The sequence below is a fragment of the Streptomyces sp. NPDC030840 genome, assembly GCF_055572015.1.
In genome coordinates, this window is the sequence record NZ_JBVIEE010000006.1 from 208,669 (window position 1) to 222,069 (window position 13,401).

The following is a 13,401-nucleotide window of genomic DNA, read 5'->3' on the forward strand; positions in this document are numbered from 1 at the left end:
GGCGGACGGTGCGAGCACGGCGTACCGTGGCGGAGTGTCCGACACCGCTCCTTACCTCGCCGAAGGCCCCCGCGTGGGAATCCGGCACTTCACGTACGACGACGGCGCCGAGTTCACCGCCCGGGCGCGCGAGAGCAGGGACCTGCACCACCCGTGGCTGTACCCGCCGGTCACCTCCACCACCTACGCCGCCTACGCGGGGAAGCTGATCGAGGACCCGACGAGGGCCGGGTTCCTCGTCTGCGAGAAGGACGACGGGGCCATCGCGGGATACATCAACATCAACAACATCGTCGAGGGCGCGTTCCTGTGCGGGGCCCTCGGCTACGGTGCCTTCGCGCACGCCGCCGGGCGGGGGCTCATGACCGAGGGGCTGCGGCTCGTCGTCGAGTACGCCTTCACCACCATGGGCCTGCACCGGCTGGAGATCAACGCGCAGCCACGCAACGCCGCGTCCATCGCGCTCGCCAGGCGCTGCGGCTTCCGGCTGGAGGGGTTCTCGCCGGACTTCCTCTTCATCGACGGAGCGTGGCGGGACCACGAGCGGTGGGCCATCACCACCGAGATGGCCGCCAGGGAGCGTTAGGGGTCCTCACTCGGGGCCGCGGCGGTCCACGTACTCGTAGATGGAGCCGTCCGGGTGCATCGCGATCAGGTTGCGGCCCACGGGTGTCGCCACCGGGCCCGCCACGATGTGGGCGCCCGAGTCGGTGAGAACCTGGTGGGCCTCGTCGACGTCCTTGACGGCGATGGTGGCGGCGACCTTGCGGAGGACCTCCAACTCGGCCTCGGGGCCGCTCATCAGCAGGAAGCAGCCGACGGCGGCCACCTGGACGCCACCGCGCTCGAAACGCAGGGCTCGGCCGCCCGCGAGCCGTTCGTAGAAGGGGACCGTGGTCTCCAGGTCGTCGACGCAGATGCGCAGCGTGGCTCCCAGAATTTCCATGGGGCCGAGCCTAGTTGGGGCCGACAGAGCAGGAGATCGTTTTCCGTGGATCCTCAGGATCTCCCCGGAATCCACCGGGTGTGACGGGTGCCGTCACACCCGGAGTTAAGCGGGAAGGGCCACGGGTACCCGGTGGGCCATGAATCGCTTGGATCATCTCGAACATCTCGACAGGCACCTGGTCGACGAGCTGGCGCAGGTGGCCCGCGAGACCGTACGCGACGAACTGCGGGAGCAGACCCGCAAGCAGCGCCGTACGGCCATGCTGTACGCCGCGTCCGGCACCGTCGCCCTCTACGCGGGTGCCGCGCTCGCGCTCACCCTCGGACTGCTGCTCGCGCTGGGCCTGCCCGACTGGGCCGCCGCGCTGATCACGGCCGTGGTGCTGGGCGCCGTGGCCTACGCGCTGCGCGCCGCGGCGCGCCCGTCGGCGTCCCGCCCTGCCTCCGCGCACGACGCGGACGTCGTGGCCGGTACGTCCCGCGCGGCGGCCGCGGGCGGGGCGGGCCCGGGCGTTCCGCCGATGCCGTCCGTCGCCCCCGGCCAGGCCGGCGGCACGGGGACGGCGACGCCGCGCCCGGACGACGCCGGCCACGGCGCCCCGCACCAGCGGGAGCGCTGACCGGGGCGGCGGTCCTTCGACACGAACGCCACCACCGCTCGGGACCTCGGGACAGGGAACGGGAACGGGAACGTGCTGCGTCAACGGCGGCTGGTGCGGGGCGCCGTGGCCGGAGGCGGCGTGGGCCGGGCGACGGCCTGCGCCGCCTCCGCGCGGGGGAACCCGGGTCGCCCGGCTCGACCGGGGCCGCGCCCGGGCTCGCAGCGCGCCCTGGGCCAGTCGCGTTGGCGGTGCCGTGCGATCTGTCGGGCCAGGTCGCGCAGGGAGACGGCCTTCCGGGATCGGACCATGGACACCCGGGATCGGACCATGGACAGGGGATCGGACGGACAGGGGATCGGACCACGGTCAGGGTCAGGATCCGTGTGCGTACGACGATGCCGTGCCGGCGGTGGGGCGGCAGGCCGACCGCCGCGGGTGCCTGCGCGGGTGTCTGGCGTGCGGCCGTACTCGGCCCGGACGGCGAGGAGAGGGGAACACCGTCCGGGCCGAGAATCCGCGGTGACATCACCGGGCAGGACCCGGTCAGGGGTCAGGACGCGGCCTGCTGCAGCTGCGGCAGCACCTTCGTGCGGTAGAAGTCGAAGAACCCACGCTGGTCGGGGCCGATCTGGTTGACGTACACACGGTCGAAACCCGCCTCCGCGAAGGCGTTGAGGGCCGCGACGTGTTCGTCGACGTCGTCCCCGCACACCGTGTTCTCGCGCACCATCTCGTCGGTGACCAGCGGTGCCAGCTGCTCGAAGTGACGGGGCGTCGGCAGGATCTGGCCCATCTCGCCGGGCAGGAACTGGTTCGGCCACAGCTCGCGCACCGTGCGGACCGCCTCGTCGCGGTCCTGGCCGTAGCACAGCTTCATGCCGCCGCTGACGAGCTTGCCGCCTCCGCCGCTCTTGCGGAACTGCGACACCATCGGCTCGTCGGGCGCCATCGTGATGTAGCCGTCGCCGATCCGTCCCGCGAGCGCGGTGGCCTTGGGGCCGAAGCCGGAGATGTCGATCGGAATGGGCTCGTCGGGAACCGTGTAGAGGCGGGCGTTCTCCACCGTGTAGTGGGTGCCCTGGTGGTTGACCTCCTCGCCGGTGAACAGGCGCCGCATCACCTGGATCGACTCCTCCAGCATCTCCAGGCGCACGTGCGTGGGCGGCCACCGGTCGCCGAGGACGTGCTCGTTCAGGGCCTCCCCCGTCCCCACGCCGAGACGGAACCGGCCGCCCGTCTGCACCGCGCTGGTCGCCGCCGCATGGGCCACCACCGCCGGGTGCATCCTGACGGTCGGGCAGGTCACGGCCGTCTCGATCGGCAGCGACACGGCTTCGGAGAGCGCGCCGATCACGGACCACACGAACGGGCTCTGGCCCTGCGCGTCGTTCCACGGGTGGTAGTGGTCGGAGATCCACAGGCACTGGAACCCGGCCTGCTCGGCCATCCTCGCCTGCTCGATCAGATCCGCCGGACCGAACTCCTCGGTCGACAGGAAGTAGCCGTACTCGGGCATGGGAGGTACCTCCGGAACGGGGGCGGGTCGGGCAGCGGTACGGGTACCCGGGGGCCGGGGGAGAAACCCACCGGACGTTTGGGTGCCCTGCCCAGGGGGACGCGGAAGGCCCGTACGCGACCTCGCCGGAGGCGAACCGTGAGTCGACCCCGCATTGTGATCGTCGGTGCCGGCTTCGCCGGCTACCGGACGGCCCGCGAACTGTCGCGGCTGACCCGGAACAAGGCCGACATCACCCTGCTCAACCCGACCGACTACTTTCTGTACCTGCCCCTGCTGCCCCAGGTCGCCGCCGGAATCCTGGAGCCGCGCCGTGTCAGTGTCTCCCTCGCCGGCACCCTGCCGCACGTACGGCTGGTGCTCGGCGAGGCCGACGGCATCGACCTCGAGGCGCGCACCGTGCACTACACCGACCCGGAGGGCGACGGAGGCACGCTGGGCTACGACCGGCTCGTGCTCGCCGTCGGCAGCGTCAACAAGCTGCTGCCCATCCCGGGTGTCGCCGAGCACGCGCACGGATTCCGCGGGTTGCCCGAGGCGCTGTACCTGCGCGACCACGTGACCCGGCAGGTCGAACTCGCCGCCGCGTCCGAGGACCCGAAGAGCTGCGCGGCGCGCTGCACCTTCGTGGTCGTCGGCGCGGGGTACACGGGCACCGAGGTCGCGGCCCACGGGCAGCTGTACACCGACGCGCTGGTGCGCAAGCAGCCCCTGCGGGAGGGCATGCGGCCGCGCTGGATGCTGCTCGACATCGCGCCGCGCGTGCTGCCCGAACTGGACCAGCGGCTCTCCCGCACCGCCGACCGCGTACTGCGTGAGCGGGGCGTGGACGTGCGCACGGGGACGTCCGTGCAGGAGGCAACGCCCACCGGAGTGCGGCTCAGCGACGGGGAGTTCGTCGAGACGAACACCCTCGTGTGGTGCGTGGGCGTCCGGCCCGATCCGTTCGTCGAGGGCATCGGACAGCCCCTGGAACGCGGGCGGCTGCTCGTCGACCCGCACCTTCAGGTGCCGGGTCACCCCGAGGTGTTCGCCTGCGGCGACGCGGCCGCCGTGCCGGACCTGGAGAAGCCGGGCCAGTACACGCCGATGACGGCGCAGCACGCCTGGCGGCAGGGCAAGGTCGCCGCCCACAACGTCCTCGCCTCCTTCGGCAGGGGCGAACGGCGCGCCTACCGCCACCGCGACATGGGCTTCACCGTCGACCTCGGCGGCGTCAAGGCCGCGGCCAACCCCCTCGGCATCCCGCTGTCCGGCCCGATCGCCGGCGCCGTCACCCGCGGGTACCACCTCGCCGCCATGCCCGGCAACCGTGTCCGGGTCGCCGCCGACTGGCTGCTCGACGCCGTACTGCCGCGCCAGGGCGTCCAGTTGGGGCTCGTACGGTCCTGGTCGGTGCCCCTGGACACGGCATCGCCGGAGCTGGCGCGGGTGCCGGGAGAACCGAGGTCCGCGGGACGGGAACGGACCGGGGAGGCACCCGGGAAGCCCGGCGCGACCGGCCCGGCCGAGCCGCAGGAGGCACCCGGGAAGCCCGGGCCCACGGCAGTGCCCGGAGCGCCTCAGAAGCCGAGGACGGCCGAGGAGCGGGACAGCGCGAACCAGCCCGCGCCGGTGAAGTCGCCGGATCCCCGGCCGGCGGAGGCGTCCGGAACCGAGCCGGACAAGCCGGGGCCGGTGAAGAAGACGGACAGCGGACCGGCGCGGACCGCGGAGCAGGAAGGGACGGAGGAGGATTCATGAAGACCCGTCAGCTCACCGAGTACGCCCAGCAGTTGCGCGTCGACAGCGTCCGCGCGGCCGCCGCCGCGCACTCGGGCCACCCCACCTCCTCCATGTCGGCGGCCGATCTGATGGCCGTCCTGCTCGCCCGCCACCTCCGCTACGACTTCGAGCGCCCCCAGCACCCTGCCAACGACCGTTTCGTCCTCTCCAAGGGCCACGCCACCCCGCTGCTGTACGCCGCGTACAAGTCGGTCGGCGCCATCAGCGAGACCGAGCTGATGACCTACCGCAAGCTCGGCAGCCGGCTCGAAGGGCACCCGACCCCGCAGCGCCTGCCGTGGGTGGAGACCGCCACCGGCTCGCTCGGCCAGGGGCTGCCCGTCGGCGTCGGCCTCGCGCTGGCCGGCAAGCGGCTCGACCGCACGGGTTACCGCGTGTGGGTCCTGTGCGGTGACAGCGAACTCGCCGAGGGCTCCGTCTGGGAGGCCGCCGAGCACGCCGGGTACGAGCACCTCGACAACCTCGTCCTGATCGCCGACATCAACCGGCTCGGCCAGCGCGGACCCACCCGGCACGGGCACGACCTCGACGCGTACGCCCGCCGCTTCAAGGCCTTCGACTGGCACACCATCGAGGTCGACGGGCACGACGTGGACGCGGTCGACCGGGCGTACGGCGAGGCCCTGTCCACCAGCGGTCAGCCCACCGTGATCCTCGCCCGCACGCTCAAGGGCAAGGGCGTCGAGTCCGTTCAGGACCGCGAGGGGCTGCACGGCAAGCCGCTGCCGGAGGCCGACGAGGCCATCGCGGAGCTCGGTGGCGTCCGCGACCTGCACATCGAGGTCCAGCCGCCGCCCGCCGCCCGGATGTTGCACGCCGTGCGCACCGGCCACCTGGACCTGCCGCGCTTCGAGGTCGGCGAGGAGGTCGCGACGCGTGACGCCTACGGAAAGGCCCTCGCCGCCCTCGGAACGGCACGCGGCGACATCGTCGCCCTGGACGGCGAGGTCAGCGACTCCACGCGCTCGGAGTTCTTCGCCAAGGAACACCCCGACCGCTTCTTCGAGTGCTACATCGCCGAGCAGCAGATGGTCGCCACCGCGGTCGGGATGGCCGCACGCGGCTGGGTGCCGTACGCGTCCACGTTCGCCGCGTTCCTCACCCGCGCCCACGACTTCGTGCGCATGGCGTCGATCAGCGGTTCCGGGCTGAACCTCGTCGGCTCGCACGCGGGCGTCGCCATCGGCCAGGACGGGCCCTCGCAGATGGGCCTGGAGGACCTGGCGATGTTCCGCTCGCTGCACGGTTCGACCGTGCTGTACCCGTGCGACGCCAACCAGACGGCCAAGCTGACCGCCGCCATGGCGGGCCTGGAGGGCATCCGCTACCTGCGGACGTCGCGCGGGGCGGGCCCCGTGATCTACAGCCCGACCGAGGAGTTCCCCGTCGGCGGGAGCAAGGTGCTGAAGGCCAGTGACGACGACCGGCTCACGCTCGTCGCGGCCGGCGTCACCGTTCACGAGGCGCTCGCCGCGGCCGAGGTGCTGGAGGGCGAGGGCATCAGGGCGCGGGTCATCGACCTGTACTCGGTCAAGCCCGTCGACCGCCGCACCCTGCGCGAGGCCGCCGAACGCACCGGGTGCCTGGTGACCGTCGAGGACCACCGTGAGGAGGGCGGCATCGGCGACGCGGTGCTGGACGCGTTCCTGGACGGGCGCCCGGTGCCGCGCCTGGTCCGGCTCGCCGTACGGAACATGCCGGGCTCGGCCACGCCCGCCGAGCAGCTGCACGCCGCGGGCATCGACGCCGAGTCGATCGCGGCGTCGGCCCGGCTGCTGGTGGAGCACGCCGTAGTGCCCTGACCAGCCACGATCCGTGAGAAGGGAACCAGCCGCGATCCGCGGGAGGGAGGCCGGGATGGCCGGCGCGCGCACGGTGCGGGCGGGCCGCCGCACCCTGGAGATCCACCGGCCGGACAAGGTGCTCTTCCCCGGTGGCGGTGGCGGTGGCGGTGGCGGCGACGGCGACCGCGGTGACGCCAAGGAGTACACGAAGGGCGACCTCGTCGACTACTACCGGTCCGTCGCCCCCTTCCTGCTGCCCCACCTGCGCGGACGCCCCCTGATGCTGGAACGGCACCCCGACGGCGTCGACGGGCAGCGGTTCATGCAGAAGAACACTCCGGAGCACTACCCGGAGTGGATCAGGCGGATCGAGGTGCCCAAGGAGGGCGGCACCGTCTGCCACACGGTGTGCGACGACACGGCCACCCTCGTGTACCTCGCCGACCAGGCCTGCCTCACCCTGCACCGCTGGCTGTCCCGGGCCGGCGGCCTCGACCGGCCCGACCGCCTGGTCTTCGACCTCGACCCGGCCGAGGACGACTTCGGCCAGGTGCGGCGCGCGGCCCGGTGGGTCGGCGCCCTGCTCGACGACCTGGGACTGCCGGCCGGCCTGATGACCACGGGCTCGCGCGGACTGCACGTCGTGGTGCCGCTGGGCGGCCGCGACGACTTCGACGAGGTCCGTGCGTTCGCACGGGACGCCGCCGAGCTCCTCGCCCGCGACCACCCCGACGAGCTCACCACGGCCGCCCGGAAGAAGGACCGTGGCGACCGGCTGTACCTCGACGTACAGCGCAACGCGTACGCGCAGACCGCGGTCGCCCCCTTCACCGTGCGGGCCAGGCCTGGAGCGCCCGTGGCCACCCCGCTCGCCTGGGACCAGCTCGACGACCCGGGTCTCGACGCCCGCCGCTGGTCCGTGGCGGACGCCGTCGACCAGGCCCGTACCGACCCGTGGCGGGGACTGATGCGGCGCGGCCGGGCCCTGGGGCCCGCCCGGCGGAGGCTGGACCGCCTGCGCGGATGACGCCGTAGGGCGATGTGGAGGTTTGGTCAACGTTCGGGGGGCCACTCGGAGACAGAGGTGGCCATGGCGAACACATCGAACACATCCAACACGTCGAAACCACAGAGTTCACGGAAGTCACGGAGCTCTCAGACGGAGAGCGAGGAGAGCACGTCGTCGAACAAGCGGGAGAGCGACACGGCGGACCACCGGCCCGGCGCGATGGAGGTGCTGCGCAACGCGCGCGCCCAGTTCGCGGAGCTGACCGGCATGACGCCGGAGTCCGTGACGTCCTTCGAGCAGAGCGAGGACGGCTGGACGCTGGAGGTCGAGGTCCTGGAGCTGGAGCGGGTCCCGGACACGATGAGCCTGATCGCCGGTTACGAGGTCGAGCTCGACCGGGACGGGGAGCTGACCGGTTACCGGCGGGTCCGACGCTACGAACGCGGGCGGGCGGACTCACATCGGCGGGGCGGCCGATAGGCCGCCGTCCCGCACAGCAGCGCAAAGACACATCCGCGCATCCCGGGAGCGACAGTCCCAGGACAGGCAATCCCGAGACAGGCAATCCCGAGACAGACAAGGAGGAACGGTCGGCATGACCGTAGTACCGGCACAGCAGTCCGGTGGCGGAGGCGGTTCCAGCGGCCTCTACGACGTCCTGGAGCTCATTCTCGACAGGGGGCTGGTCATAGACGCCTTCATACGGGTCTCCCTCGTCGGTATCGAGATCCTCAAGATCGACGTCAGGGTCGTCGTCGCCAGCGTCGACACGTATCTGCGCTTCGCCGAGGCCTGCAACCGCCTCGACCTGGAGGCCGGGCCGCGCAAGAGCCCCGGCCTGCCGGAAATCGTCGGTGAGGTCACCGAGTCCGGAGCGCGTGGCAAGTCCAAGGGGGCGCTGTCCGGCGCCGCCGAGACGATCTCCGGCGCCTTCAAGCAGGCCCGGGAGGAGGGCCAGGCCGAACCGCGGCCGCGTGCCCGCAAGGCCACGAGCTCGCGCAAGAGGGAGGAGGAGCAGGAGTGAGCACCTATGTGTACGGCATCGCCGCGAGTTCGCACCCCGCACTCCCCGAGGGCATGGGCGGGGTCGGCGACCCGGCGCGTCCGGTGCGCGTGCTGAAGGAGGGCGGACTGGCGGCCATCGTCAGCGACGCCCCCGAGGGACTGCGCCCCAAGCGCAACGACCTGCTCGCCCACCAGAACGTGCTGAGCGAGGCGGGTGCGGGTGGCGCCGTACTGCCCATGCGGTTCGGCAGCGTCGCCCCGGACGACAGTGCCGTCACGGGGGTGCTGGCCGAGCGTGCCGAGCACTACCAGGAGCGGCTCCGGGCTCTGGACGGCAGGGTCGAGTACAACGTCAAGGCCAGCCACAACGAGGAAGCCGTGCTGCACCGGGTGATGTCGCAGAACCCGGACATCCGGGCTGCCGCCGAGGCCAACCGGCAGGCAGGCGGCGGGAGTTACGACCAGCGGCTGCAGCTCGGCGAGATGGTCGCGGCCGCGGTGCAGGGACTGGAGGCCGAGGACGCGGCCCAGGTGCAGCAGGCGCTGGAGCCGGCCGCCGAGGCGGTGAGCGCGGGCCCCGAGTCCACCGGCTGGCTCGCCAACGTGTCGTTCCTCGTGGACCGCGAGGCGGCCGACACCTTCCTCGCCGCCGTGGAGGAGGTCCGCAAGAGCAATCCGCACCTCGACGTGCGGGTGAACGGGCCGCTGCCGCCGTACAGCTTCGTGGAGCCGGGGCCGTCCGAGCCCGCGGAGGCGGAGACACACGTGTGAGATCGGGTGAGGTGCAGTCATGGGACTGATCAGCGAGGTACTGCTGCTGCCGTTCGCGCCGGTGCGCGGCAGCCTCTGGGCGGTGAGACAGGTGGTGGCCGAGGCCGAGCGTCAGTACTACGACCCGGCCGCCGTCCGCGCCGAACTCGCCCGGCTCGAGCAGCGGCTCGAGGCGGGCGAGATCGGTGAGGAGGAGTTCGACCGTCTGGAGGACGAACTCCTGGACCGGCTGGAGATCGCTGTGAGCAGGAGTACGGGAACGAGCGGGGGAACGACGAGCGAGGGGACGACAGGATGAACCGTGTGGGACTGGGCCTCGCTGTCGGGGCCGGATACGTTCTCGGACGGACGAAGAAGGCGAAGCTCGCGTTCGCTCTCGGCACCCTTGCCGCCGGCAAGAAGATGCACCTGAGCCCGCGGGCGCTCGCGGACATGGTGTCCCAGCAGCTGCAGAGCAACCCGCAGCTCAAGGAGATGGGCGACCAGATCCGCGAGGACATGCGCGGTGTCGGCAAGGCGGCCGGCGGCGCACTGTTCGAGCGGCAGATCGAAGGACTGGCCGGCCGGCTGCACGGACGGACCGCCGAGGTGCGCGACAAGCTCGCGGGAGTGACCCCGGACGTGCCCGGCGGCGAGGCCTCCGACACCTCCGACGAGGAACGGGACGAAGAGTCCGCCGAGGAGCCTCGGGGATCCGATGAGGAACAGGAGGAGGAGCCCGAGGAGGAGCCGTCGGCTCGGAAGGCTCCGGCGAAGAAGGCCGAGGCCGGACAGCCGGCGAAGAAGGCTCCGGGGAAGAAGGCAGCGGCCAGGAAGACGCCTGGGCGCAGGGCCCCCGAGAAGAAGGCGCCCGCCAAGAGGACGGCCGCCGCGAAGTCGGCTCCGCGCAAGGCCACGCGGGATGCGGGGCGTGAAGGGAGGCGGGGACGTTGACTGATGGATTTCGTCTGCCGGGTTCGGCCGGTGGCCGGGTGCGGGACGTCTGCGGCTGGGCGCGCAGTTCCCCGCGCCCCTTTCGGGGCGCCCCTTGGGCGCCGGGTGTTGACGCGGCAAGTCCGCGTGAAAGGAGGCGGGGGCGATGACTGACACTGTCGGTTCCGTGACGGGGCGGACCAAGGATGCTGCCGGCTCGGCCGCGGGCGGGGCGAAGGAGACTCCGTTCGGCGGGCTGGCCCACAGCCCCGCCGTCGACCATCTCAAGGCCGAGGCTCAGGAGTATCTGGCCGCGCAGGCCCAGCGTCTGCTCGTGGGCACCGGACGCAAGCTCGGTGAGGCGACCGCGAAGCTCACCGACATCGCCGACGGCAACAGCCCCGGTTTCGCCCGGCTCGCCCTCGACGGCGGCCGCAAGCTCGCCGAGGGCAAGGGGCCGCTGCGTTCCGCCCTGGAAGTCGGCGCGGGCCGGGCCAAGGAGAGCGTGACCGGAGCCCTGAAGAACCTGGGCGGCGGCAAGGGCGAAGGCAAGACCAAGGGCAAGGGCCGGTCGGGCCACAAGCCCACGGTGATCATGGAGTCCATCGACATCGGCGTGCCGCTGCGCACCGCCTACGACCAGTGGACCCAGTACCAGACCTTCAGCACCTTCGCCAAGGGCGTGAAGAGCGCGCAGCGCGACGACGACACGCACTCCGACTGGAACGCCAAGATCTGGTGGTCCAGCCGCAGCTGGAAGGCCACCACCCGCGAACAGGTGCCGGACGACCGGATCTCCTGGACGTCGGAGGGCGCGAAGGGCACCACGAAGGGCGTGGTCTCCTTCCACAGCCTCGGCGAGAACCTCACGCGGGTCCTGCTGGTGATCGAGTACTACCCCTCGGGGTTCTTCGAGAAGACCGGCAACATCTGGCGGGCCCAGGGCCGCCGGGTCCGGCTCGACCTCAAGAACTTCGCCCGCTTCATCACGCTGCGCGGCGAGGCGGAGGAGAGCTGGCGCGGCGAGATCCGCGACGCCGAGGTCGTCCGCAGCCACGAGGACGCCGTGGCGGCGGAGGAGTCCGAGGAGTCCGAGGAGTACGAAGAGGGTGAGGGCCGCGAGGAGCCCGAGGACTACGAAGAGGGCGAGGAGCCCGAGGAGCCCGAGGAGTACGAAGAGGGCGAGGAGTACGACGAGGGCGACGAGGAGGCTCCCGAGGCCGAGGCCGAGGGTGACGAGGAGGCTCCCGAAGGCGTCGCCGAGGAGGACTACGAGGAAGAAGAGGACGAGGACAGGGCCGCCGTGGGCGGGAGCAGGCGATGACGTTTCCCAGCCGGGCCCCGGAACCGTACGGCCAGGGCGGCAGCAGTGCCAACCTGGCCGACATACTCGAACGCGTGCTCGACAAGGGGCTCGTGATCGCGGGAGACATCCGCATCAACCTGCTGGACATCGAACTGCTCACCATCAAGCTGCGGCTCATCGTCGCCTCGGTCGACAAGGCGAAGGAGATGGGTATCGACTGGTGGGAGAGCGACCCGATGCTGAGCTCGAAGGCGCGCCGCGAGGAGCTCAATCGTGAGAACGCCGAGCTGCGCGCCCGGCTCGCGGCGATCGAGGAGGGACGCCTGGAGAGCGAGGCGTTGCCGGAGGGCCGTGGCCGCTCCCGGGCCGAACCGTCACTGGAGGAGGGCGAGCGGAGCCGCCCCCGGGAGGAGGAGTCCTGATGACCGGACTGCGGTACGTCTACGCCGTATGCCGCCCCTTCGGCGCCGCGCTCCAGTCCCAGCTGACCGGGGTCGCCGGCGCGCCGCCGAAGCTCCTGAGCCACCACGGCCTGATCGCCGTCGTCAGCGAGGTGCCCGAGCGCGACTTCGCCGAGGGGCCCCTGAAGGCGCACCTGGAGGACCTGGACTGGCTGACGGCCACGGCCCGGGCACACCAGGGGGTGATCGACGCGCTCACCGCGGTCACCACACCGCTGCCGCTCCGGCTCGGCACCGTGTTCCGGGACGACAGCGGCGTCCGCGTCATGATGGAGGCGGGCGAGGAAACCTTCCGGCGCACGCTGGACCGGCTGGAAGGACGGGTGGAGTGGGGCGTCAAGGTCTACCTCGACACGGATGCCGCCGAGGCCGACCGCCCGCCCGAGGAGGCCGCGAAAGCCGCGTCCGGGCGTGACTATCTGCGCCAGCGGCGCATGCGCAACAGGTCCCACGAGGAAATGTGGCAGAGGGCGGAGACATTTGCCCGTCGACTGCACGAGACCCTTTCCGAACGTGCCGAGGATTTCCGGTTGCACGCGCCCCAGAATCCCACGCTTTCCGGAGCCGCAGGCCGGAACGTACTGAATGCCGCCTATCTTGTCCCGCGTAAGAATTCCGAGGAATTCGTGGAAGCCGTGGACCGTACGAAGGACGACGCCCCCGGACTGCGTGTCGAGCTCACCGGGCCGTGGGCGGCCTACTCCTTCACCGAGGAGACGCAAGGGGCCGAGCGGCCCGGGGAGCGCGAGGAGGAGGACGCGTGACCGTCGTCGAACGCCGTGAGATCGCCCTCGTCGACCTGCTCGACCGACTGCTCGCGGGCGGGGTCGTCATCACCGGAGACCTCACCCTGCGCATCGCCGACGTCGACCTCGTCCGCGTCGACCTCAACGCGCTCATCAGCTCGGTGAACGAGCAGGTCCCCGCACCGTGGGGGGAGTTGGAGTGAAGTGACCACCGGCAGGAACCGCACCACCGGCAGGAACCGCACCACCGGCAGGAACCGCACCACCGGCAGGAACCGCCTCGACCTCGAACCCGACACGGTAGAGCGCGATCTTGTGAAACTCGTCCTGACCGTCGTCGAACTGCTCCGCCAGCTCATGGAGCGGCAGGCCATACGCCGCTTCGACACAGGGGAGTTGACGGAGGAGCAGGAGGAGCGCATCGGGCTCACCCTGATGCTGCTGGAGGACCGCATGGCCGAGCTGCGCGACCGCTACGGCCTGCGGCCCGAGGACCTGAACCTGGACCTCGGGCCGCTCGGACCACTGCTTCCCCGGGACTGACCCTCACCAGCGC

General features: G+C 71.6%; 17 protein-coding genes. 15 read left to right on the forward strand and 2 right to left on the reverse strand.

The annotated features are described in order from the left end of the window. Nucleotides 1-34 precede the first annotated feature (34 nt). Nucleotides 35-586: a GNAT family N-acetyltransferase gene (locus ACZ49J_RS16135; protein ID WP_467453039.1), complete on the forward strand. Its 552-nt coding sequence runs from the start codon at nt 35-37 to the stop codon at nt 584-586. Between the two features lie 6 nt (nt 587-592). Here ACZ49J_RS16135 and ACZ49J_RS16140 read toward each other — a convergent pair whose 3' ends face one another. Beyond that, entirely contained in the window at nt 593-946 is a 354-nt protein-coding gene (locus tag ACZ49J_RS16140) for a VOC family protein (RefSeq protein WP_467453038.1), read from the reverse strand. Between the two features lie 139 nt (nt 947-1,085). Between ACZ49J_RS16140 and ACZ49J_RS16145 the strand changes: the two genes are divergently transcribed. Then, nucleotides 1,086-1,568, forward strand: coding sequence for a phage holin family protein (locus tag ACZ49J_RS16145; protein ID WP_467453037.1), 483 nt, complete (start codon nt 1,086-1,088; stop codon nt 1,566-1,568). Between the two features lie 532 nt (nt 1,569-2,100). On the opposite strand, the gene ACZ49J_RS16150 is transcribed toward ACZ49J_RS16145, so the two are convergent. Then, complete coding sequence (locus tag ACZ49J_RS16150) at nt 2,101-3,066, reverse strand: TIGR03557 family F420-dependent LLM class oxidoreductase (protein ID WP_467453036.1); 966 nt, start codon at nt 3,064-3,066, stop codon at nt 2,101-2,103. A gap of 138 nt (nt 3,067-3,204) precedes the next feature. On the opposite strand from ACZ49J_RS16150, the gene ACZ49J_RS16155 reads away from it, so the two are divergent. From ACZ49J_RS16155 to ACZ49J_RS16215, 13 genes are all read left to right on the forward strand, one after another. Then, entirely contained in the window at nt 3,205-4,809 is a 1,605-nt protein-coding gene (locus ACZ49J_RS16155) for an NAD(P)/FAD-dependent oxidoreductase (RefSeq protein WP_467453034.1), read from the forward strand. Beyond that, on the forward strand, nt 4,806-6,653 hold the full coding sequence (locus ACZ49J_RS16160) for a transketolase (protein WP_467453033.1): 1,848 nt from the start codon (nt 4,806-4,808) through the stop codon (nt 6,651-6,653). Before ACZ49J_RS16155 ends, ACZ49J_RS16160 begins: the two co-directional genes overlap by 4 nt. A 55-nt stretch (nt 6,654-6,708) precedes the next feature. Continuing rightward, nucleotides 6,709-7,662, forward strand: coding sequence for a non-homologous end-joining DNA ligase (gene ligD / locus ACZ49J_RS16165; RefSeq protein WP_467453032.1), 954 nt, complete (start codon nt 6,709-6,711; stop codon nt 7,660-7,662). Nucleotides 7,663-7,725: 63 nt separating this feature from the next. Beyond that, nucleotides 7,726-8,124, forward strand: coding sequence for a gas vesicle protein GvpO (locus ACZ49J_RS16170; RefSeq protein ID WP_467453031.1), 399 nt, complete (start codon nt 7,726-7,728; stop codon nt 8,122-8,124). A gap of 115 nt (nt 8,125-8,239) precedes the next feature. Next, nucleotides 8,240-8,668: a gas vesicle structural protein GvpA gene (locus ACZ49J_RS16175; RefSeq protein WP_467453030.1), complete on the forward strand. Its 429-nt coding sequence runs from the start codon at nt 8,240-8,242 to the stop codon at nt 8,666-8,668. Further along, the gene (locus ACZ49J_RS16180) at nt 8,665-9,420 is read left to right on the forward strand and encodes a GvpL/GvpF family gas vesicle protein (RefSeq protein WP_467453029.1); all 756 of its coding nucleotides are present in this window, start codon (nt 8,665-8,667) and stop codon (nt 9,418-9,420) included. Before ACZ49J_RS16175 ends, ACZ49J_RS16180 begins: the two co-directional genes overlap by 4 nt. 19 nt (nt 9,421-9,439) lie before the next feature. After that, the gene (locus ACZ49J_RS16185; RefSeq protein ID WP_467453028.1) at nt 9,440-9,718 is read left to right on the forward strand and encodes a gas vesicle protein GvpG; all 279 of its coding nucleotides are present in this window, start codon (nt 9,440-9,442) and stop codon (nt 9,716-9,718) included. After that, nucleotides 9,715-10,353 (forward strand): DNA primase, encoded by a 639-nt coding sequence (locus ACZ49J_RS16190; protein WP_467453027.1) that lies wholly within the window; start codon nt 9,715-9,717, stop codon nt 10,351-10,353. Before ACZ49J_RS16185 ends, ACZ49J_RS16190 begins: the two co-directional genes overlap by 4 nt. A gap of 145 nt (nt 10,354-10,498) precedes the next feature. Next, a complete protein-coding gene (locus ACZ49J_RS16195; protein WP_467453026.1) occupies nt 10,499-11,656 on the forward strand; it encodes an SRPBCC family protein in 1,158 nt (385 codons plus the stop codon). Then, on the forward strand, nt 11,653-12,060 hold the full coding sequence (locus tag ACZ49J_RS16200) for a gas vesicle protein (RefSeq protein WP_467453025.1): 408 nt from the start codon (nt 11,653-11,655) through the stop codon (nt 12,058-12,060). The genes ACZ49J_RS16195 and ACZ49J_RS16200 overlap by 4 nt, the downstream gene beginning before the upstream one ends. Next, nucleotides 12,060-12,863: a GvpL/GvpF family gas vesicle protein gene (locus ACZ49J_RS16205; protein WP_467453023.1), complete on the forward strand. Its 804-nt coding sequence runs from the start codon at nt 12,060-12,062 to the stop codon at nt 12,861-12,863. Before ACZ49J_RS16200 ends, ACZ49J_RS16205 begins: the two co-directional genes overlap by 1 nt. Then, nucleotides 12,860-13,048, forward strand: coding sequence for a gas vesicle protein (locus tag ACZ49J_RS16210; protein ID WP_467453022.1), 189 nt, complete (start codon nt 12,860-12,862; stop codon nt 13,046-13,048). The genes ACZ49J_RS16205 and ACZ49J_RS16210 overlap by 4 nt, the downstream gene beginning before the upstream one ends. Nucleotides 13,049-13,160: 112 nt before the next feature. Next, complete coding sequence (locus ACZ49J_RS16215; protein ID WP_467453247.1) at nt 13,161-13,388, forward strand: gas vesicle protein K; 228 nt, start codon at nt 13,161-13,163, stop codon at nt 13,386-13,388. Nucleotides 13,389-13,401: the final 13 nt, after the last annotated feature.

What these genes read in the sequence shown, in the direction of transcription:
- ACZ49J_RS16140 (WP_467453038.1), bottom strand. Translation starts at nt 946, where the DNA reads ATGGAAATTCTGGGAGCCACGCTGCGCATCTGCGTCGACGACCTGGAG.
- ACZ49J_RS16145 (WP_467453037.1), top strand. Translation starts at nt 1,086, where the DNA reads ATGAATCGCTTGGATCATCTCGAACATCTCGACAGGCACCTGGTCGAC.
- ACZ49J_RS16150 (WP_467453036.1), bottom strand. Translation starts at nt 3,066, where the DNA reads ATGCCCGAGTACGGCTACTTCCTGTCGACCGAGGAGTTCGGTCCGGCG.
- ACZ49J_RS16160 (WP_467453033.1), top strand. Translation starts at nt 4,806, where the DNA reads ATGAAGACCCGTCAGCTCACCGAGTACGCCCAGCAGTTGCGCGTCGAC.
- ligD (WP_467453032.1), top strand. Translation starts at nt 6,709, where the DNA reads ATGGCCGGCGCGCGCACGGTGCGGGCGGGCCGCCGCACCCTGGAGATC.
- ACZ49J_RS16170 (WP_467453031.1), top strand. Translation starts at nt 7,726, where the DNA reads ATGGCGAACACATCGAACACATCCAACACGTCGAAACCACAGAGTTCA.
- ACZ49J_RS16175 (WP_467453030.1), top strand. Translation starts at nt 8,240, where the DNA reads ATGACCGTAGTACCGGCACAGCAGTCCGGTGGCGGAGGCGGTTCCAGC.
- ACZ49J_RS16185 (WP_467453028.1), top strand. Translation starts at nt 9,440, where the DNA reads ATGGGACTGATCAGCGAGGTACTGCTGCTGCCGTTCGCGCCGGTGCGC.
- ACZ49J_RS16190 (WP_467453027.1), top strand. Translation starts at nt 9,715, where the DNA reads ATGAACCGTGTGGGACTGGGCCTCGCTGTCGGGGCCGGATACGTTCTC.
- ACZ49J_RS16195 (WP_467453026.1), top strand. Translation starts at nt 10,499, where the DNA reads ATGACTGACACTGTCGGTTCCGTGACGGGGCGGACCAAGGATGCTGCC.
- ACZ49J_RS16200 (WP_467453025.1), top strand. Translation starts at nt 11,653, where the DNA reads ATGACGTTTCCCAGCCGGGCCCCGGAACCGTACGGCCAGGGCGGCAGC.
- ACZ49J_RS16205 (WP_467453023.1), top strand. Translation starts at nt 12,060, where the DNA reads ATGACCGGACTGCGGTACGTCTACGCCGTATGCCGCCCCTTCGGCGCC.